Source organism: Acinetobacter sp. V91_7 (assembly GCF_031799075.1).
GTDB classification, from domain to species: domain Bacteria; phylum Pseudomonadota; class Gammaproteobacteria; order Pseudomonadales; family Moraxellaceae; genus Acinetobacter; species Acinetobacter calcoaceticus.
This window is the reverse complement of record NZ_JAVQNT010000036.1, coordinates 70,561-91,123: the sequence shown is the minus strand read 5'-3', so window position 1 is coordinate 91,123 and position 20,563 is coordinate 70,561. Positions and strand designations below refer to the sequence as shown.

Annotated in this window: 22 protein-coding genes and 1 tRNA gene; 8 read left to right on the top strand and 15 right to left on the bottom strand. The window is 38.4% G+C overall.

All coding sequences use genetic code 11. The features are described from left to right. Positions 1-147: 147 nt before the first annotated feature. On the bottom strand, positions 148-1,218 hold the full coding sequence (locus tag RMB03_RS11535; protein WP_003650621.1) for an OmpW family protein: 1,071 nt from the start codon (positions 1,216-1,218) through the stop codon (positions 148-150). A 206-nt stretch (positions 1,219-1,424) separates the two neighbouring features. Beyond that, positions 1,425-2,249 carry a type I methionyl aminopeptidase gene (map, locus tag RMB03_RS11530; RefSeq protein ID WP_004643502.1) on the bottom strand — a complete coding sequence of 275 codons (825 nt, stop codon included), beginning with the start codon at positions 2,247-2,249 and terminating at the stop codon, positions 1,425-1,427. A 210-nt stretch (positions 2,250-2,459) separates the two neighbouring features. Between map and rpsB the strand changes: the two genes are divergently transcribed. The 6 genes from rpsB to RMB03_RS11500 all read left to right on the top strand — a co-directional run bounded on the left by rpsB (position 2,460) and on the right by RMB03_RS11500 (position 6,835). Further along, positions 2,460-3,212, top strand: a complete 753-nt coding sequence (gene rpsB, locus RMB03_RS11525) for a 30S ribosomal protein S2 (protein WP_002118204.1) — start codon at positions 2,460-2,462, stop codon at positions 3,210-3,212. A gap of 137 nt (positions 3,213-3,349) precedes the next feature. Beyond that, the gene (tsf, locus tag RMB03_RS11520) at positions 3,350-4,225 is read left to right on the top strand and encodes a translation elongation factor Ts (RefSeq protein WP_017391947.1); all 876 of its coding nucleotides are present in this window, start codon (positions 3,350-3,352) and stop codon (positions 4,223-4,225) included. Positions 4,226-4,290: 65 nt separating this feature from the next. Beyond that, positions 4,291-4,776, top strand: a complete 486-nt coding sequence (locus RMB03_RS11515; RefSeq protein ID WP_311076241.1) for a DUF3465 domain-containing protein — start codon at positions 4,291-4,293, stop codon at positions 4,774-4,776. A gap of 105 nt (positions 4,777-4,881) precedes the next feature. Continuing rightward, the gene (locus tag RMB03_RS11510; protein ID WP_311076239.1) at positions 4,882-5,706 is read left to right on the top strand and encodes an AraC family transcriptional regulator; all 825 of its coding nucleotides are present in this window, start codon (positions 4,882-4,884) and stop codon (positions 5,704-5,706) included. Between the two features lie 93 nt (positions 5,707-5,799). Beyond that, entirely contained in the window at positions 5,800-6,516 is a 717-nt protein-coding gene (locus tag RMB03_RS11505; RefSeq protein WP_311076237.1) for an AzlC family ABC transporter permease, read from the top strand. Position 6,517: 1 nt separating this feature from the next. Then, positions 6,518-6,835: an AzlD domain-containing protein gene (locus RMB03_RS11500; protein WP_080027512.1), complete on the top strand. Its 318-nt coding sequence runs from the start codon at positions 6,518-6,520 to the stop codon at positions 6,833-6,835. Positions 6,836-6,878: 43 nt separating this feature from the next. Here the strand turns inward: RMB03_RS11500 and RMB03_RS11495 are convergent, their stop codons facing one another. From RMB03_RS11495 to RMB03_RS11445, 11 genes are all read right to left on the bottom strand, one after another. Then, the gene (locus tag RMB03_RS11495; RefSeq protein ID WP_311076234.1) at positions 6,879-7,328 is read right to left on the bottom strand and encodes an Mpo1-like protein; all 450 of its coding nucleotides are present in this window, start codon (positions 7,326-7,328) and stop codon (positions 6,879-6,881) included. Positions 7,329-7,898: 570 nt separating this feature from the next. Further along, a complete protein-coding gene (locus RMB03_RS11490) occupies positions 7,899-8,510 on the bottom strand; it encodes a septal ring lytic transglycosylase RlpA family protein (RefSeq protein ID WP_003650639.1) in 612 nt (203 codons plus the stop codon). Positions 8,511-8,799: 289 nt separating this feature from the next. Further along, complete coding sequence (gene mltB / locus RMB03_RS11485) at positions 8,800-9,801, bottom strand: lytic murein transglycosylase B (RefSeq protein WP_017391953.1); 1,002 nt, start codon at positions 9,799-9,801, stop codon at positions 8,800-8,802. Positions 9,802-9,820: 19 nt separating this feature from the next. Continuing rightward, a complete protein-coding gene (gene rodA, locus RMB03_RS11480) occupies positions 9,821-10,963 on the bottom strand; it encodes a rod shape-determining protein RodA (protein WP_311076231.1) in 1,143 nt (380 codons plus the stop codon). A gap of 127 nt (positions 10,964-11,090) precedes the next feature. Further along, positions 11,091-11,741, bottom strand: a complete 651-nt coding sequence (locus RMB03_RS11475; protein ID WP_017391955.1) for a hypothetical protein — start codon at positions 11,739-11,741, stop codon at positions 11,091-11,093. A 23-nt stretch (positions 11,742-11,764) separates the two neighbouring features. After that, positions 11,765-12,577 (bottom strand): NADPH-dependent 7-cyano-7-deazaguanine reductase QueF, encoded by an 813-nt coding sequence (gene queF / locus RMB03_RS11470; RefSeq protein WP_004643495.1) that lies wholly within the window; start codon positions 12,575-12,577, stop codon positions 11,765-11,767. Next, positions 12,574-13,347 (bottom strand): ABC transporter permease, encoded by a 774-nt coding sequence (locus tag RMB03_RS11465; protein ID WP_005039203.1) that lies wholly within the window; start codon positions 13,345-13,347, stop codon positions 12,574-12,576. Before RMB03_RS11465 ends, queF begins: the two co-directional genes overlap by 4 nt. Continuing rightward, positions 13,344-14,279 (bottom strand): ABC transporter ATP-binding protein, encoded by a 936-nt coding sequence (locus RMB03_RS11460; protein WP_003650650.1) that lies wholly within the window; start codon positions 14,277-14,279, stop codon positions 13,344-13,346. Before RMB03_RS11460 ends, RMB03_RS11465 begins: the two co-directional genes overlap by 4 nt. A gap of 116 nt (positions 14,280-14,395) precedes the next feature. Further along, positions 14,396-14,472: transfer RNA gene (locus RMB03_RS11455), tRNA-Arg, on the bottom strand. Between the two features lie 101 nt (positions 14,473-14,573). After that, complete coding sequence (locus RMB03_RS11450) at positions 14,574-15,206, bottom strand: hypothetical protein (RefSeq protein WP_311076227.1); 633 nt, start codon at positions 15,204-15,206, stop codon at positions 14,574-14,576. Positions 15,207-15,354: 148 nt separating this feature from the next. Further along, positions 15,355-16,041, bottom strand: a complete 687-nt coding sequence (locus RMB03_RS11445; RefSeq protein ID WP_205468767.1) for a 3'-5' exonuclease — start codon at positions 16,039-16,041, stop codon at positions 15,355-15,357. Positions 16,042-16,288: 247 nt separating this feature from the next. On the opposite strand from RMB03_RS11445, the gene RMB03_RS11440 reads away from it, so the two are divergent. Beyond that, positions 16,289-17,518: an alpha/beta fold hydrolase gene (locus tag RMB03_RS11440; protein ID WP_311076224.1), complete on the top strand. Its 1,230-nt coding sequence runs from the start codon at positions 16,289-16,291 to the stop codon at positions 17,516-17,518. 32 nt (positions 17,519-17,550) lie between these two features. Here the strand turns inward: RMB03_RS11440 and RMB03_RS11435 are convergent, their stop codons facing one another. After that, positions 17,551-17,703 carry a hypothetical protein gene (locus tag RMB03_RS11435; RefSeq protein WP_080027506.1) on the bottom strand — a complete coding sequence of 51 codons (153 nt, stop codon included), beginning with the start codon at positions 17,701-17,703 and terminating at the stop codon, positions 17,551-17,553. 59 nt (positions 17,704-17,762) lie between these two features. Here RMB03_RS11435 and glyA point away from each other — a divergent pair, with 59 nt between their 5' ends. Continuing rightward, complete coding sequence (glyA, locus tag RMB03_RS11430) at positions 17,763-19,016, top strand: serine hydroxymethyltransferase (protein WP_311076221.1); 1,254 nt, start codon at positions 17,763-17,765, stop codon at positions 19,014-19,016. Positions 19,017-19,078: 62 nt separating this feature from the next. Here the strand turns inward: glyA and RMB03_RS11425 are convergent, their stop codons facing one another. Continuing rightward, on the bottom strand, positions 19,079-20,554 hold the full coding sequence (locus tag RMB03_RS11425) for an efflux transporter outer membrane subunit (RefSeq protein ID WP_281834879.1): 1,476 nt from the start codon (positions 20,552-20,554) through the stop codon (positions 19,079-19,081). Positions 20,555-20,563 lie beyond the last annotated feature (9 nt).

The window sequence follows — 20,563 nt, the reverse complement described above, 5'->3', positions numbered from 1 at the left end:
AGAAGGCCTTTATATCTGTAGTTTTTATAAAGAATGCTCATTTTTTTAGCATTTTGATTTAAAAAGAAGCAATTTGTAGGAATTTATAGATTGAAAGAAAGCTATAAAAACGTGCATAAGTTTTTATAGCTTTATATAAAACAAAAGTTAGAAGCGGTAACCGATCCCTGCATAACCTAAAATTGGGTTAATTTCGATGTCTGCTTTTGCATTAATTAATTCGCCATATTTGGCGTCGCTCACTGTAATGGTTGTATCTGTTTTTAAGTGAGCATAAGAGACAGAACCTACAGCGTACCATTTGTCATTAAAGTCATAGGTAAATCCTAAAGTTGCTACTGGAGCAATAGCATCGGATGCTTCAAGGTCAACTTTTGGATCACCAGAGCTAGTTTTTCTTTCTAAAGCAGCTCCTGATTTACCATCTTTAATATTTACAATCATATGGCCAGCATTGACTAAATCTTTCTCAATTTCTGGGTTCATTTCTAATTCGCTAAAATAGGCATACATCACACCTAGACCTACATAAGGTCTAAATTTATTTACGCCAGTTTTGCCGAAATGATATTGAAATTCAAATGCGGGTGTCCAAGCGCGTGCTGAAGCGGCACTTCCATGTCCTTCAAGATCTGTAATGAAAAGATTATTTTCAAGTTCCATCGAACCAAGGATTCCACCAGCAGGTTTTGCAGTAGCAGAAAAAGGTGCATAAATTTTACCTTTACCCTGTAGATCAACTTTAGGGGGAATACCAGCTTTTAACTCCAATGAAAAATTATCTGTAAAAAAGTAATTACTCATGAGTCCTAAGGTAGTAACGTCATCGGCCTCTAGCCCTGTATTCTCAGCTTCCCACTGACTTAAACCGCGAATTTCAGCTGTTCCACTTAACCATGCGGGAATAGTATCAGTACCTAAACCAATAACATCAATGAGCTCTTCCAGCACAACATTACTATTACTGTCCGAAATATTATCTTGAATGGTTTTTACTTTAATATCTCCGACCTTAGACTGCTCATTTTCTTTAACAGAAGTATTAATTCTGAAGGGCTGAGCTTTTCCTGTAGGCTTGACATATAAAGGACCAGCAGAGACTGAAAAACGTTTGAAGCCATCACCATCTTTTAAACTAAAGTATGGTGAAGCGGCGGAGGTGACTGTTGGCAGAGCAAAAAAGGCAGCTGTCATACAAAATAATGACTTTTTCATCATAAAAGGACTCCATGTCCGGCATTTGTTTACTGATTTTTATTGAGCCAACCATACCGTGTTTTATAAAAATGATTGTTTATTAAAAATTAATAATTGTAATTTTTTTGAAATAATTGTTTATATTTAGCAATATTTATTAATTAAAAATACATAATAAATAATAAAAGGCTACATAAAGTAGCCTTTTATTAAATGTAATTAAATGATTAGTTGAAGCGAGATAAGTCTTCTTCAGGGCGTGCAGTTAAAACTTCAATGCCCGTTTGAGTCACTAAAATAGTATGTTCATATTGAGCTGAAAGTTTATGGTCTTTCGTTACAACAGTCCATTTGTCGCCTAACAGTTTAGTTTGCCATACGCCTGCATTTACCATAGGTTCAATGGTAAAAGTCATACCTGCTTCCAGACGCATACCGGTACCAGCTTGACCATAATGTAATACTTGAGGCTCATCATGGAAAACAGTTCCAATACCGTGACCACAATATTCACGTACTACACTAAAACGTTCTGATTCGACATATTTTTGGATTGCATGGCCAATATCACCTAAATATGAACCATCTTTAACAGTTGCCATACCTCGGTACATAGCTTCTTGAGCAACCTTGCATAGACGGTTAGCTAAAATAGAAGTTTCGCCACCGATTACGTACATCATATTGGTATCACCATGATAGCCATCTTTAATCACAGTTACGTCAATATTAAGGATGTCACCATTTTTTAAGATTTTATTTTCAGAAGGAATACCATGACAGACAACATGGTTAACCGAAGTACAAATAGAGTGCTGAAAAGCAGGGCGTCCAGGAGCGCCACCATAGCCGACACAGGCAGGAATAGCATGCTGTACATTTTCAATGTGGTTACGGCAAATGGTATCAAGTTCAAGTGTACTAACACCTGCCTTAATATAGGGCTTGATCATCTCTAGAACTTCAGCCGCCAGTCGTCCTGCAATGCGCATTTTTTCAATTTCATCTGGAGTTTTGATTAATCGACGTGGAGCTGTATAAGTACTGTTCATGATCTCTAAAAACTTTTGGTAATTTACAAGTGTCTATGGTATAAATAGCCGCCCATTTTATCAAATGCTTTTCGTGAATATCTTTTACGAACAATTTTGATAGATGGGGTAAAAAATCCGCACATATATCGTCACATTACTCTGGGTGCCTGTAAAAGGGTGGAGAATGCGGATATATGGAGGCCTAACCCAAACTTTAAGGTAAAGAAAATGGCAGATTACAACGTAAGCATGCGCGACCTTCTTCAAGCTGGCGCGCACTTTGGTCACCAAACACGTTTCTGGAACCCAAAAATGCGTCAATACATTTTTGGCGCGCGTAACAAAATTCACATCATCAACCTTGAGCACACTGTTCCTGCGTTAAATGATGCTTTGAACTTCGCTAACCAATTAGCAAGCAAAAAGAACAAAGTTTTGTTTGTTGGTACAAAACGTGCTGCTTCTAACATCATCCGTGAACAAGCTCAACGCGCTGGTCAACCATATGTAGATCACCGCTGGTTAGGTGGTATGTTGACGAACTGGAAAACACTTCGCCAATCTATCAACCGTTTAAAAGATCTTCAAACTCAATCTCAAGATGGTACTTTTGCTAAGCTTACTAAACGTGAAGCTTTAGAACGTGCTCGTGAGATGGAAAAACTTGAGCGCTCTTTAGGCGGCGTTAAAAACATGGGTGGTTTACCTGACGCATTATTTGTAATCGACGTTGATCACGAAGCGATTGCAATCAAAGAAGCGAAGAACTTAGGTATTCCTGTTATCGGTATCGTTGATACAAACTCTAACCCAGACAACGTTGATTACGTTATTCCGGGTAACGACGATGCGATCCGTGCAGTAACTCTATATGCTTCAGCTATGGCTGATGCAATTCTTGCTGGTAAAGAATACGCTCAATCTCAAGCGAACGCTCAAGCAAAAGGCGATGACGCTGCGAAAGACGCTTCTGAGGCTTAATGCGTTTTGACGCAGGCTTGTCATTTTTGCGACATGTAATGGTGGCAAATTAAGCGTCGAGAGTGCAAACGGCCCAGAGTTTCTTTGGGCCGTTTTTGTTGAAAAGATTTATTTTCTACCGATTTTAGGAGATCAACATGACTGCAATTACTGCAAGCATGGTAAAAGAATTACGTGACCGTACTGGTCTTGCAATGATGGAATGCAAAAAAGCATTAACAGAAGCGAACGGTGACATCGAGCTTGCTATTGATAACCTTCGTAAATCTGGTCAAGCTAAAGCTGCTAAAAAAGCAGGTAACATTGCTGCTGACGGTGCAATCACAATCGTTCAAGAAGGCAACAAAGCAATTTTAGTTGAAGTTAACTGTCAAACTGACTTCGTTGCTAAAGACGAAAACTTCTCTAACTTCTCAAAAGCTGTTGCTACTGCTGCATTAGCTGCTGGTGAAACTGATGCTGCTAAAATCGCTGAATTAAAATTAGCAGACGGTCAAACAGTTGAAGAAGCTCGTATTGCACTTGTTCAAAAAATCGGTGAAAACATCCAAGTTCGTCGCGCGAAAATCGTTGAAGGCGAAAGTTTGGCTATCTACAAACACGGTTTAAAAATCGGTGTTGTAGTTTCTTATACTGGTGATGCTGATACTGGTAAAGGTATTGCAATGCACATTGCTGCATTCAACCCAGTAGCTGTAAATGCTGAAGCTGTTCCTGCTGACCTTATCGCTAAAGAAAAAGAAATTGCTGAAGCGAAAGCGTTAGAATCTGGCAAACCAGCTAATATCGTTGAAAAAATGGTAACTGGTTCTGTTGATAAGTATTTGAACGAAGTTGCTCTTGATCGTCAAATGTACGTAATCGACAACGACAAAAAAGTTGCTGATGTATTAAAAGCAACTGGTACTAATGTTGCTAACTTCGTACGTTTCGAAGTTGGTGAAGGTATCGAGAAGAAAGTAGAACTTAGCTTCGCTGAAGAAGTTGCTGCTGCTCAAGCTGCTGCGAAGTAATTCGTATCACTATAAAAAAAGCCCCTTTGGGGCTTTTTTTATCTCGACTAAAATGAGGGCTTAGAATGATAAATAAAAAAAATCTTAGTATTGGCAGTGTCATTATTTTATTGGTTGCTGGATATTTTGGTCTGGATTTATCTGGGCATAAGCAAAATCAATTACCGTCATCAACCATACCCGAAGCTCGGCATACAGAAACTACATTACCAAGTAATGGGGTCGACAACATAAAAGCTGCTCATGAGCAGAGACAAAGTAATGTTCAAGTGCAGGGAAGTGGTCGAGTAAAAGCAATTTTAAGAGATGATAATGATGGGTCGAGACACCAGAAATTTATTCTTGTATTAAAAAATGGCCTTTCAATTTTAGTCGCACATAATATCGATTTAGCCCCTAAAATTCCTAATTTAAAAAAAGGTGACATGGTAGAGTTTTATGGCGAATATGAATACAACCCTAAAGGTGGTGTATTGCACTGGACTCATCGTGATCCACAAAGTCGTCATGAAAGCGGTTGGCTCAAACATGATGGGCAAATCTATCAATAAAGCCGAATAAACGAATAAAGAGATTGTTTTTATAGAGCAATTTTATTCTATTCAGTTTCTTAAAACGTGCTATGGTTTTTTTTATTGAATGGATGAGACGTATTTATGCAGCGGGAGCAAGCCGATTATCTGCATGTGCGAGAGCTGGGCGGTTTAGAGTTATTAAAAGCACATTATCACCAAACACAATTTTCGAAGCATACTCATGAAGGGTATTGTATTGGCGTGATTGAAGAGGGCGCACAGTCTTTTTTTAGGACAGGCCAGCTACATGTAGCTCCCAAAGGCGATATTATTTTAGTAAATGCTGACGAGATTCATACGGGTTCATCTGCTGTTGAGTCGGGTTGGCGATATCGGGCGATTTATCCCACACCTGAAATGTTGGCAGAAGTTAGCCAAGATTTTTTTGAAAATCCGCATGGTGCACCATGGTTTCCTCAAGCTGTGATTCGTGACCTAGGTTTAGCCCAACAACTTTGTTTACTCTTTGATTTATTAGAACAAAAAGATAACTTCTTGCTCAAAGAAACAATGTATTTATCGACTTTAGCCTGTCTAATGAAGCGACATGGTAAATCAAATCAGACTTTTAGTGAGCTGCCAGAGGCATATTCCAAAATATTAAGAGTTAAAGAATTACTGGTGGAAATGCCTGAAACGAATTTTTCTTTGCAAGATCTGGCTGACATGGTGGGATTGAGCGCATGGCATTTCTTAAGACAATTTAAAAAATATGTGGGCTTGCCACCTCATGCCTGGCTTGTTCAAGCACGCTTACAAAAAGCAAGACAATTATTAAAACAGGGTGACCAAATTGCGATGGTGGCACAGCAGTGTGGCTTTTCTGATCAAAGCCATTTTAATCGCCACTTTAAAAAAGCAATGGGAGTGACACCAACTCAATATGTAGCTAGTCTAAATAACTAAATTATTAAAAATTTATTTACAGCAATTTTATTCAATATAAGTCGGCTCTCATCAAGCATTTTATAGAGATGCTTCTTATATTGGATTCTATATATGAATATTCAGCTTAATCAATCGGTTGAGTTTCCAAAAAATAAGCCATCCTATCTTTTTTTGCGCGGTGCAATGGATATTTTGCCGTTGTCAATTTCTGTTATTCCATGGGCAATTTTAGCAGGCTCTATGGCAATTCATGCAGGTTTATCTTTCTATAAGGCGCTTGCGATGTCAGGAATTGTCTTTGCTGGAGCAGCGCAATTAGTTAGCTTAAGCATGGTCATGGAAGGTGCATCCACTTTTACAATTTATGTGACGATTTTCTTTTTAACAGCTCAGCATTTTATTTATGCATTAACTTTAAGAAATGACATTTCTATTTTGCCTCTTTCGAAACGATTAAGTTTGGGTTTTTTATTAACAGATGAATTATTTGCGGTGTGTGCATCCGGTGAAAAAAGGCAGCCAGAATATCTGTTGGGTGCAGGCCTATCTTTTTATTTATTCTGGGTAGTGTTTAGCTTGGTAGGAATACTTTTAGCAACAGTGATTCCTGATTTATTAAATTATCATTTAGATTTTTCAATTGTGGCTATTTTTGTTGCCATGATCGTACCGTTATGTAAGGGCTTGCCTGTACTTGCTGGTGTGCTAATGACCTGTTTTAGCGGATTTTTCTTTAAATTTTATCAGGTTGAAGGGGCGATTTTACTTTCAGGATTACTAGGGATGTTGGTTGCTGTGTTAACTGAAAAAAAAGAGAAGGAGCGATAATATGTCTTGGTTCATGATTTTAGGCTTGGCAGCAATCGTCTTTTTTAATCGTTATTATTTTTTAGAGCCTAACGTTAAAATTAAACTGCCTCTTATTATGAATAAGATGCTTAATTATTCTGCTCCCTGCTTATTAACAGCAATTTGTATTCCGATTGTTTTTTTTGATGGCGATAATTTAAAAGGAGTTTTAGATAATTCTTATATTTATGCAGCAATCTTTTGTATTTTAATTTCCATTTATCTAAAAAGAGTGCTTTTAAGTGTTATCGCTAGTTTAGTTTTTTTCTATTTTATAAATTTTCTAATAAATCAGTAAAATGTAAAAGCTGAATCGAGATGATCCAGCTTTAATTTAATCATTAGGAAAGAGCGTGTTTTTGTCTGCTTTTCCATTTAGGTAAGATTTTTCCTAGATAGGCATCCATGCACCAAACTGGTCCAATTAGTAGAAATTGTAAATCTTTAAAAAAAGATGGTTTTTTGCCCTCGATTTTATGGCCATAAAACTGCCCGACCCAAGCAACCACAAAAATAGCGATATAAAATCCTACTCCTACAGGTAGGGTGTAAATGAGCCACGCCATAACAACCAGTAAAGCAGCCATTGCAATAGCAAGTACAAGATCTAAACGTGCATAAAATATTAAAGTGAGTACAAGTAATAGAGCTGTGAGTAAAGCGCTGAAATGGGCAATAATTCCAATAATAGAAAATAAAATGGCGGGAACGCAGAGCCAGTGAATTTGTTTATTGGTTGGGTTTTGATGGCTTTCGCTATATTCATCAAACCATTCTGTAATAGATTTCATTAATGGCACACTCCTTGTTTTAACTTTGATTTATTTTTTCTGATTATATTTTATCTTGTTCTTAAGGTAGGCGACAAGAAAGCGGTATTATTCAACTATAGGAATTTGGCAATAAAGATTTAAAAAAAACATGAGAAAAATGTAATGCCGGGGTGATAGAAAAAGTACTCAATGTAACCTTGAGAATGATGCAATATTTCAGAATATTTTTTATAGGTTGCTAGATGATGAAATCATCAAAAAAAGTGTGATTTTGAGATAGGTGGGAAAATTGCATGAAAAAGCTCTACTTATCTACTCTAAAAACGCCATAATTAGCCTTAATTTTGTAAAAATGGTACTAGGGTAGCGGAAATTTAATAAAATCGCTCTAAACGCAATTTAGAAGCAAAATAAGCTTGGATAAGATAAACGTACTTTTTTGTGTAAAAAATATTCAAATTTAAGGGTGGAGAAGGGCTAAAAAAGATAATTTTTAAAACCTAAGTTAGAAATTATTTTTATAGTTTAAAACATAAAAAAGCCGCAGAAAAAATTGCGGCTTTTTACATGAACTCTAGAGGCTATAACTTATGAAGTTGGACCATCAACACGTTCAATATTTACTTTTGCAGTTCCCGCATTGGTAATACCAAGACGTTTAGCAGCACCGTATGATAAGTCAAGTACACGATTGCCATGGAAAGGACCACGGTCATTTACTTTTACAACCACACTTTTACCATTGTCTTTGTTAGTTACTCGGATGTAACAGTTCAATGGTAGGCTACGGTGAGCAGCAGTGAGAGCATTCATATCGAATGTATCACCACTTGCTGTTTTGCGTCCATGGAATTGACGACCATACCATGAAGCCATGCCAGTTTGGCTAAACTTACGAACAGTGTTTGAAGCTACTGTGTTAAGTTTTTCAATCACTGAAGGCTCATCTTCAGGGATTTCAATTTTTGCTGCGATCGCTTGACGACGGATTTGATCGCCAGAACGTTCAGTGATTGAAAGACTGTTAATGTTAGAAAAACGAGAATTAAAATTTTGAGTATCTTTACTCAATACACGAGCTGCTAAATTAGAGCCATCTACATCACTATTTAATGATGATGATTGCACCATTTCAGCATGCAATGGGGCCATGCTTAAACTAGCCGTCAGTGCAAGAACGTATTTCAGCGATAACTGCATTTGTATAAACTCCTGAGAACATGTACTTTTTTCTTTCAGCGATTGACTGAAATTTAAAGTGAACATGTCTGATTATTCACTTTTGCAATTGCTACATTGGGGTGGATAATATTCATCGCTTACGGAGAGTGTCTAGTCTTTAACGAGAAATCGTTACAAAAAGGGCAAAAACTTACAGTTCTGGGTTAAAAAATAATCAAAAATGTAACAAAATATTAAATTTGTGCGTATTGTGATCTGTTTAACAAAAATATTTATTGACTTTTACATAACTTACAAAAAAGCTAGCCTATCGGCTAGCCACTTCAGTGCCTAATAACCATACAGCAGTCGCATACATACGGCTCTTATTATAGGTCGTAATCACTTGAAAATTCGGGTAAGTTAAATAGTAAATTGGACCGTTATAGTCTTGTAATTGAATAACATTCACCATATCCAGATCATCAATTTTAACTAAAGGATTTAATGGTGAGATGCCTAGTGTCTTTAATGCACCATATGGAAAAGGCTGAGTTAAATCTTTAGCAATAATACTTTCCGGATTTGACCCAGTGTAACGCGCCATAAACCCGATAGGCTGATCGCGTTGCCATCCTTGTTTTGCTAAGTAGTTTGCGATTGAACCAATTGCATCTTCTGCCGAGTTTCTTAAATCGATATGTCCATTACCGTCATAATCGACACCATATTTACTAATATTGCTCGGCATAAATTGTGGATAGCCAATTGCGCCTGCGTAGGAACCTACAATACTACTTGTTGGGTAACCTTCCTTATAGGTCCATGCAATAAGAGCGGCGAGTTCATCACCAAAATATTCAGCGCGGCGAGGGTAGCCAAAAGCAAGTGTGGCTAAGGCATCACGTGTAATAAAAGAACCTTTATTCGCGCCATAACCTGTCTCAACACCCAAAATGCCCAAAATGACAGCTTGAGATACACCATATTGTTGTTCAGCGCGATTTAAAGCATCTGCATATTGGTTTTTAAAACGGACGCCACGTTGAATTGTCCCTTCAACCAAAAACATAGAACGATAGTCATACCAAGGTTTGCTTTCCCCTGGACGAGTCATAATATTTAGAATGTTTGGTAAATTTTTTGCACCATTCATGGCTGCATCAACTTGATCGCCACTTAACCCATAAGCGCTCATCGTTTTTTGTTTAAAATTTACATAATCAGGATGTGTTGCAAAATCGTTGGCCTGAGCGAAGTGACTTGTACTGATTAAACCAGTACACAAAGCAAGCATTTTTAAAGTTTTATTTAAGTGTTGAGACAACATATCGTTTTAAAATTCCAGATTATCGATGTGTATGAATGGACATGACTAAACCAAAGGTGGCCATTAAAGTAATAATAGCTGTTCCACCATAACTCATAAAAGGTAAAGGAACACCTACTACAGGTAAAATACCACTGACCATTCCCGCATTTACAAATACATAAACAAAAAAAGACAAACCAAAGGCGCCAGCAACTAAACGTCCATAGTTATGGAAGCTTTGTAAGCCGATTTGGAATGTTCTAAAAATAATAGCAAAATAAAGAATAACTAAAATAAGTACACCGATGAGCCCAAATTCTTCGGAATACGCAGCAATAATAAAGTCGGTATGACCTTCGGGTAAAAAGTGCAAATGTGATTGAGTTCCTTCAAGAAATCCTTTACCTGAAAAACCACCGGAACCAATCGCAGTTTTAGATTGAATAATATTCCAACCTGTACCGAGTGCATCCGCCTCTGGGTCAAGCAACGTTAAAACCCTTTGACGTTGATAGTCGTGTAAAAGAAATTCCCACGCAATCGGAATGATGACTGTAGCGCACGCTCCCGCAGCACCGATCATACGCCATGATAGTCCACTTAAAAATAAAACAAATATGCCACTTGCTAGCACTAACACTGATGTCCCTAAATCGGGTTGTTCTGCAATTAGTAAAAAAGGAATACCAATTAACATTAAGGATAAAACAACTTGTGAAAAGCTAGGGGGAAGAGGTTTACGCGCTAAAAACCATGCAACCATCATGGGCATACCGATTTTCATGAACTCACTGGGTTGGACACTTCCGAAACCGGGAATATCAATCCAGCGCTGAGCACCCATTCGGACTTCGCCAAACACCATGACTGCCACAAGTGAAAATAAGCCAAACAAATAAAAATATGGAGAAAAAGCTTGATAGACCTTGGGCGGAATTTGGGCTAGACCAAACATAACTAAAAAGCCAATACCAAAACTCATGGCTTGTTTACTCACTAACCCCACATCCTGTGCAGAAGCACTATATAGTACGGTTAAACCTAATAAAGCATTTAAGAGCAGAAATAGGCATAACCAAGGGTCAACATGGAGTTGTTGCCACTTTGATGGTTGCATAGCGGTGCTAAGACCATCTCGAGGAGCTTGGCGTAAAAATTTATATTGTGGGCTAGGAGACATGCGGCGTTAACTAAGGTCAATCAGTGCTTGGCGCATGCTAACATAAACGTGGTGAATGGCAATGTATATCAATATTTTGCAATAAAAAAACCTAGCTCTCGCTAGGTTTCCGATAGTCTATTTTTTATTAGTTAAAGAATAGACCATCATGGTATTCAGCCATCGCTTTAAGTTCAGTGCGATTTAAGCTTGGAATCAGTTTGTCGATTGCAATGTGAACAGCTTTTGTTACAGCTGCTGCACCAATATCTGCTGCTTTACGTTTGATCATACCGAGGTCTAATGTTTTATTAAAATCAGACATGAAGTGTTTGATCATCGCATCGCCGAATTGTTTATATAATTCAGCTAAAGCAGCTTTATTAATGTCATTGCCGGCTTCAAGCTCAGTAAAATTATGCTTAAGGTTAGTCACTAAGCCTGCATCTAAATTTACGCCTACTTTATATTGACCTTGTGGGTCTTTAAATAAGCTTTTTTCAGAGAACTCAACTGACTGTTTAACTACATCGTTAGGTGCTTTGCTTAACAATTGCTTTAAAAGAACAGCAACGGTTGATTTGACATAACCTGCTAGTTTTTCGGCAGTATCACGCTTTTCACTTGCAGGAAAATGTTGAACTAACTGAATCAAGACATTATCAATAATCTCTTCATTAAGTTGTAAAGCAATCTTATCGCGAAGTGGATATAAAGGTTCACTAGAATTTTTATTCGCAATTCCAGTCTGCATATCGTTCAATAAGCCTTCAGAAGGGGTAAAACCAAAAAACGGCATGGTATATCCTCAAATTATTCGTTTTATTGTCGTGCCAATCGAATCGGTTTTGGCATCCATGAAAGATCCGATACTCGGCAAGGGTTAATATCAAGTCCGCCGCGACGAGTATAAGTTGCATAAACCATCAGCTTTTCAGGCTGTAGATTTTGCCAAATATCGGCAAAGATCTGCTCAACACACTGTTCGTGAAAGCCGTTATGCTGACGGTACGAGATAATATAAGCTAAAACACTACGATAACAAGGTTTTTTGCCTTTAAAACGAATAAAAACTGTACCCCAATCCGGTTGTCCGGTGACTGGGCAGTTACTTCTTAAAAGATGAGAATACAATTCAACTTCGACTTCTTCACCAGAATCATCAAGTTTTAAAAGAGTGGCATCAGGATGCTGCTCTAAACGCTCTGGAGTGAGGTCATCAACACAAATACCTTGAGGCTTAGAAATCTCTAAATCATCTACTTGAAATAGGGTTAACTCAACTTTTGCACCTGCCGCCGCCGAGAGGTCTTTTTCAACAGTTTCAATAAATGATTGTTTAGACTCAAACTGAGTGAAGTTAAGACTATTGAAGTAAAGTTTTAATGACTTAGATTCAATCAAATTCGGTGAAGATGCAGGTAGCGTAATTCTGCCAATAGCAACTTGCGGGATAGCATGAGCGTTTAACCATGAAATTTCAAAAACATGCCACCAATCTTTACCTTGTGTGATGCCTTCAATATGCGAGTAGGCTTCACGAGACTGAGCACGAGCAATTGGAAATAAAACATCAGGTTGATAGTTAGTTGGATATTGGGTTTCTTTACCCAATAAAGACTGTTCGACACTCATTCACGCATTCCTGAACCACGAGCAAGTAAATAGTAAGCAATTCCGTAAAGTACAACACAGCATGATGTCACAATGATTAAAGAGAATGAAACATTCACATCGCTATGACCTAAAATGCCGAAACGGAAAGCATTAACCATATAAACAATAGGGTTAATTAAAGAAAGTTTTTGCCAAAAAGGACTAAGTGCACTAATGGCATAAAACACACCACCTAAATAAGTTAAAGGTGTAAGAACAAAGGTTGGAATAATAGAAATATCATCAAATGATTTTGCATAGACTGCATTAATAAAACCACCTAATGAGAAAAGAACCGAAGTAATTAGGACTGTATATATAGTTACGAACCAGTTGTGTATGAAAAGGTCAGTAAAGAACATGCTCATTGCAGTCACAATTGTACCAACTAATACACCACGGCAAATACCACCAATCACATAGCCCCACAGAATAATATGGAGTGGCACAGGACTCATGATGAGTTCTTCAATACTTTTTTGGAATTTTACGCTAAAGAAACTGGAAGACACGTTGGCATAACTATTAGTAATGACAGCCATCATAATTAAGCCAGGCACAATAAATTGCATATAGCTCACGCCACCCATTTGTCCAATGCGTGAACCCACCAAATTACCAAAAATGACGAAGTACAAACTCATTGTAATTGCTGGTGGTAATAAGGTTTGTGGCCAAATGCGTAGAAATCGGCGTACTTCTTTACGAACTATGGTCCAGAGAGCAATTTGCAGTTGGCTAAAATTCATTTTGCCTCTCCTTCAAGATTTTTCTCGACCATTTTGACAAATAACTCTTCTAGACGGTTCGATTTATTACGCATACTGTGAACACGAATACCTTGAGATTCTAATAACTGGAATAGGTCATTCAATGTATGCGCTCTATCCATCGTTACTTCTAAGGTATTGCTATCAATTAAGTTGAACTTGACACCAATAATGTTTAACTGGAGCGGCCCAATCGGTTCGGCTAAATCGAAGATAAATGATTCTTCATTGAGCTGATTAAGGAAGCTCTTCATGCTGGTATCTTCTTTAATTACACCGCGATCAATAATGGCAATGCGACGACACAACATTTCTGCTTCTTCTAAATAGTGGGTCGTTAAAATAATAGAAGTACCGCTTTCGTTCATTTCGGTTAGAAAATCCCACATAGAACGGCGTAATTCAATATCTACACCCGCAGTAGGTTCATCTAAAATCAGCAGTTTAGGCTCATGCATCATGGCACGGGCAATCATCAGACGACGTTTCATACCGCCAGACAGCATACGTGCTTGTATATTACGTTTTTCCCACAAACCGAGTTTTTCTAAATAATGTTCGGCACGTTTTTCTGCAATCTTTTTATGGATACCGTAGTAGCCAGCTTGAGTGACTAAAATATCGAATGTTTTTTCAAACTGCCCGAAGTTAAATTCTTGAGGAACGACGCCAAGCTGCTGTTTTGCCAGAGAAGGATGGGTATCGAGGTTGTGCCCAAAAATCTCAACTGTTCCTGAGGTTTTTTTTGTGAGGGAGCTGATAATACCAATGGTTGTTGATTTGCCGGCACCATTTGGGCCTAACAACGCATAAAATTCACCTTCAGGCACAGTGAGGTTAATACCTTTTAACGCCTGAAAACCATTACGATATGTTTTGGACAAATCTCTTAAAACCAAAGCATCAGTCATGAAATTCTCACATTATGAAAGAGGGGTATATTTTGAGCGATAATGATTAATAAACCAAGTAAAATAGTCGGAATTTTATAAAATTAAGATAAATTGAGAAATTATTATATAAAAGCTGGTGCGCCCGGCGGGGATCGAACCCACGACCCCAGGTTTCGGAAACCTGTACTCTATCCAACTGAGCTACGAGCGCATGTGTGGGGCACATCATAGGAAAAAAACACTTGCAGGTAAAGCACGAAATACATGCCAAGTGATTTTAATGCTTAATTAAACAGCAAGTTGTTCAATATTTTATATGCTTTGTGAAAGAAGCTGAATTGAATAGTTAATTGTACGTAAAGCTCTTGCAAGTTCCTGAGGAGGAATACGTGATTCTTGCAAACTTGTAATCCATTGTACCTGACATAATTTAAGCTCTTGTATTGTTGTAGCTTTCTCTATTTTTTGAACAAGTGGTTTGGTCATTAGTCCGCAATAGCTGCTAAGTGTTTTTATCATTAACTGTTGTATTTCTTCGAAAGAAAGAGTCTGAGAAGGTATTAGTGGTTGAAAATATGTAGTACTGGACTGATCTAAAGTTTTTTGCTCGGAAAGCTGGATTTCTCCAACAAGATGAGGGGAATGCAGTATAGAACTATCAACAGATTCTTTTTGATTTTCTTCTACTTTATTTATGGCTGATGTTTTTAAAATAATTTCTTCATTAGTAGCGGGTTTGGTAGAGGCAATTGGAGCAATAAGTTTTAAGTCTATAAGTTGTTGAATAAGTTCTGGAGATGCAATACGTTTTTTAAACTCACCATTTAAGTTCTGAAAATCTTCATGGTCTATTAAGAGTAATAAACGTCTTTGTTTTGCATTTAAAACAATATTGCGTTGTTGAAGCGCAACTCTTCCCAAATTGGTTCTATAAAAACCAGCCATTACTTTTCCCCAATATAAAAAATAAATCAGACTGTCCAATCTTCTGAGTCGAACAGTACTGTTTTTAATAAAATATAAATGGGGTTAACAATAAAACTTAAAAATGACAATATGATGAATAATCTATAAATATCATTTGGTTAAAATATTAAAAGGCACTTTCTAATGCTTTGCGAAGATAGACATCAAGCTCATCTTGGCGTAATAGCCATTGAATATAGTCTTTAGGAAGTTCAGCAATTGCTGTGCCTTTATGCTTACCAAAGTTAACAGTAGTAGGGATACGTGCTTCTTCAGAAATTCGGTAGAGCTCTTCAATATCTTGAATATTTAAATGATAGACAATATGCATCAAAATATTAGCAGTCAAAATAATATCAGCATCGGCACGGTGAGCACCTTTAAGCATTTCCCGAGCTTTGCTGCTGCCTTGAGAAATCATATAGATCAGTGCTGAGATATTATGAGCCTCTGCATCTGCCCAAACTTTACGTGCTAAAGCCAAAGTACAAATCGGTTTAATATTCGATACATCAACACCACAGCGAGCAATCGCGGCAATATCGTAATCAATATTGTGGCCAATAATATAAGTTGTAGTCTCTGGCAATTTAAAGGTTTTATAGTGAGGCTGGTTTTCTAAATCTGTTTCTAATATGTGGTGTACTGCCATCGCAGCATAAGAGATAGGCACACCCACTTGATATAACTGATCAAACAATTTGCTTTTATCTAAGGTGAGTTTACCTTCATTAAGTTCGATCGGAGCATACGCAATTTCAATAGGCAAACCATTTAGTGTATGAGTTTCTGTATCTAAAATAATGGCTTGCATATCTGGCCCTTTAAATAATTACGAGTAGCTATGAATGGTAACAGTTGGCTATTCACTTTAAAACATGAAGTGCAACTAGAAAGTGAGGAGAATGACAATTTATATTAAAAATAGAGTCTTTCATGGATTAATTTCATCAAATAGAACTTGCGAAAAATAAAGATTAGGCGTAATTATTTTTAAGGCATTGGAAAATGTTGATTAAAAAACTAAAGCACAACAAAAATGGAATTTAAGGGATATACCAATGAAAATAAAACTATTAATGACCAGCGTTCTCAGCACGAGTTTATTTTTAGTCGCCTGTGGAGGAGGGAGTAGTGATGATGACTCACCGATTGTTGATCCATCCGGTACTCCTGCCAACAACATACAAAATCCAGTTGTTAAAGTTGATGCTTACACCAGTACCAACTTAGGATCGGTTGCTGCAGAAAGTAGTATTTTGACTTATAAAATGTTGGGCCAAAGTGGGCAAGAGGTGCAGGCAACCAGTTTGGTATTCACACCAAATACACCGCCACCAGCAGGTGGTTGGCCAATTGTAGTTTGGGCACATGGAACCACAGGTGTTGCAGATACTTGTGCACCAAGTAAAGCAGCTTTAGCAGACAGTACAAAAGATTTAATTAGTAAGCTACTTGCAGCAGGTTATGTTGTCGTTGCACCTGACTATGAAGGCTTGGGCACACCAGGAATACATCCATTTTTAAATGTTAAAAGTGAGGCTTTTTCAATTACGGATGCGGTAGTTGCAACACGTAACTATTTATCACAGCGTAATTTATTAACTTCAAAAAAATGGCTTACAGTCGGGCATTCCCAAGGTGGGCATGCTGCGCTGAGCACTGCACAATATGCGAGTCGTGCGCAGCTAGACTATAAAGGTACGGTAGCGGTAGCTCCAGCTTCTAATTTAGGTTTTATTTTAGTAGCAGGGGAGCAATCTGTTGTGAATGCAACTTTGGATAAAAAGATTCCGATGTATGCACAGCTTGATACATATACCGCTCTAGTTACGGCGGGTATGCGTAACACACAGCCGAACTTTGATTATTCACAAGTATTTACTTCGCAAATCTCAGGTATTGCCGCACAAGCAGAAACTCTTTGCTCTGGACCATTGGGCCAAGCCTTTGGTGCAGGCATGACTAAGTATGCTACAGACCATAATGGAACACTGGATGGCTATACGCGTACACAACCTAACTTTATGGCAGTGGCGTTGGTTAAAACCTTTTTAGATAAAGATTCGCAGCCACTGCAAGCAAAAGTCACCACACCGATTATTATTTATCAAGGGGTAGGCGATACGACAGTACCTAAAGTCGCAACGGATATCTTGATATCTAATGCCACAGTAGTAGGTACTAAAATTAATAGTTATGTTACAGGTAATTGGGACCATGGTACGGTCATGAGTACTAATGTAGACAACATCGTTGGAAATGTTCAAACTTTGCTAACAGCACAATAGAGTTATTGATATTTAAAGTATTTTTAACATTGTTATAAGATAAAGTTAATGATGGGAAAATTAAAAATATAAGCTTTAAGCGGGCTTTTTAATTGATTTATAAACAATGGCTCATTTTTTATAAAACTTGAGCCATTTTTATTTAAAACTGAGCTAACTTGATTCTGTTTAATTATAAACTTCATGCTACAATATGTCGCAATCTTAGCACGGCTTAAAAGCCCTACTTATAGGACCCCCGCTAATGTTTGCCAATATTTCCATTTCTGAATTTGATCCAGAATTAGCTCAAGCAATTGCTTCTGAAGGTGAGCGTCAAGAAGCACATATCGAGTTAATTGCATCTGAAAACTATTGCTCTCCTGCTGTGATGGAAGCGCAAGGATCAAAACTTACGAACAAATATGCAGAAGGTTATCCAGGTAAACGCTATTATGGCGGTTGCGAATATGTGGATATCATTGAGCAAATGGCGATTGATCGTGCTAAAGAACTTTTTGGTGCAGATTACGCAAACGTTCAACCACACGCTGGTTCACAAGCTAACTCTGCTGTTTATCTAGCGCTTCTTAACCCAGGCGATACTGTTTTAGGTATGAGCTTGGCTCACGGTGGTCACTTGACTCACGGTGCAAAAGTAAGCTTCTCTGGTAAAACTTATAACGCGGTTCAGTATGGTCTAAACTCTGAAACTGGCGAGATCGATTACGAAGAAGTTGAACGTTTAGCATTAGAGCACAAGCCACGTATGATCGTTGCTGGTTTCTCTGCTTATAGCCGTGTTGTAGATTGGCAACGTTTCCGTGACATCGCGGACAAAGTTGGCGCTTACCTTTTTGTTGATATGGCTCACGTTGCAGGTCTTGTAGCTGCTGGTGTATATCCAAACCCAGTTCAAATTGCTGACGTAACCACAACTACGACTCACAAAACACTTCGTGGTCCACGTTCTGGTTTAATCCTTGCGAAAGCGAATGAAGAAATCGAGAAAAAACTTCAATCAGCTGTATTCCCTGGTAACCAAGGTGGTCCATTGATGCATGCGATTGCTGCTAAAGCAATCTGCTTCAAAGAAGCAATGTCTGATGACTTTAAAGCTTACCAACAACAAGTTGTGAAAAATGCTCAAGCTATGGCTGAAGTATTAATCGCTCGTGGTTATGACGTTGTTTCTGGCGGTACTGACAACCACTTGTTCTTGTTATCTTTAATTAAACAAGACGTAACTGGTAAAGAGGCAGATGCTTGGTTAGGCGCTGCTCACATTACTGTTAACAAAAACTCAGTTCCAAATGATCCACGCTCTCCATTTGTGACTTCTGGTATCCGTATCGGTACTCCAGCAGTAACAACTCGTGGTTTCGGTGAAGCTGAAGTTCGTGAACTTGCTGGTTGGATCGCTGACGTGATTGACAGCAAAGGTGACGAAAAAGTTATTGCTGACGTAAAAGCAAAAGTTGAAACTGTTTGTGCAAAATTCCCTGTATACACACAATAAGTTGTAGATATAAAAAAAGCGCCATATGGCGCTTTTTTTATATCTAGTTAATTACGTAAGAATTAACTTTTAGTTTTTACCGATGAATCTGCATCATGCCATCCACCACCTAATGCCCGAATTAAATCTACACTAGCCATCATTCTGCTGCCGTTAAGCTGAGCAGAAAGTTGTTCTTGTTGCAAAATAGTACGGTCAGAATCAATTACATCAAGATAGCTAATAGCACCTTCTCGATAACGTAGATGAGAAAGCTGATTTGCGTGACGAGAAGAAGAGAGTGCTTGGCTTTGAGCTTGTATTTGTTGATCGAGAATACGTTGATCGGACAACCCATTTTCAACTTCACGAAATGCATTCAACACGGTTTGACGATAATTCGCAACGCTTTCTTCATAGGCTGCTCGCGCTTGAGCGACTCCTGCTTTACGTTGCCCGCCGTCAAATAATGGCAAAGATAAAATAGTGCCTGCGACTGGCCCAAGCAAGAATGTACGGCTCGACCATTTACCTAAATCACCTAAAGTTGATGATTCATAACCGAGTGCACCTGTTAGGTCTAGTTTTGGAAAAAAAGCAGCGCGTGCAATTCCAATACGCGCATTATCTGCTGCCATAGCACGTTCAGCAGCAGCAATGTCAGGCCGTCTTTCAAGCAAAGTTGAAGGTAGACCTGCTGGAAGGCGAATGCTGTTTGTTGCTAAGGGTTGAGCTGCTAGGTTGAAGTCAGCTGGCGTTTTTCCAAGTAAAACAGCAAGTGCATGTTCTGCAGTTGCTCGGTTACGGGCAATCGTTAGGGCATTGGTTTGGGCTGTAGCCAGTTCGGTCTGCGCGCGAGAAACATCTAATTCACTGACTAAACCATTACGAAATCGAGTTTGAACTAGATCTCGAGTCTCACCAAGTAATTTAATAGTGCGATTATAAATTACTTGTTCAGCATCAAGCTGGCGAATTAGAAAATAGCCTTGTGCAACATCTGCTTGTAATGCTAAAAGTGCCGATTGATATAACGCTTCTTGTTGCTGTACATCAGCTGTTGCTGCATTAACACTACTGGCGATACGGCCAAATAAATCGAGCTCATACGAAATACTCGCTTGAGCACGCCATAAAGTTTGTGCAGATGTATGCGCATTATCATCTAAACCCAGTGAAGCGGGAGATGGTTTTTGGCGAGTTGGGCCAAAGCCAGCACCAATACTTGGTAAGCGTTCCGCTTGCGCTGCTGAACGTAATGCACGTGAAGCCTGAATATTGGCAGCAACAGCTTTAAGGCTTTGGTTACCAGCAATTGCTTGTTGCTCTAGTTCGTTTAACAGTGGGTCATTAAAAACACGCCACCATTCGCCACGTGATTGTGCATCGGCAGGTTGAGCAATTTTCCAGTTGCTATCTTCAAGTTTAGGGTCTGACTCTTTAAATTTAACAGGAACTATGACCTTTGCAGGTTGATATTCCGGAGCCAATGAGCAGCCTGCAAGGAGCAGGCTTCCCATGAGTGAGGACACTAACCATTTTTGTTTTGATGATGTCATCAAATGTCC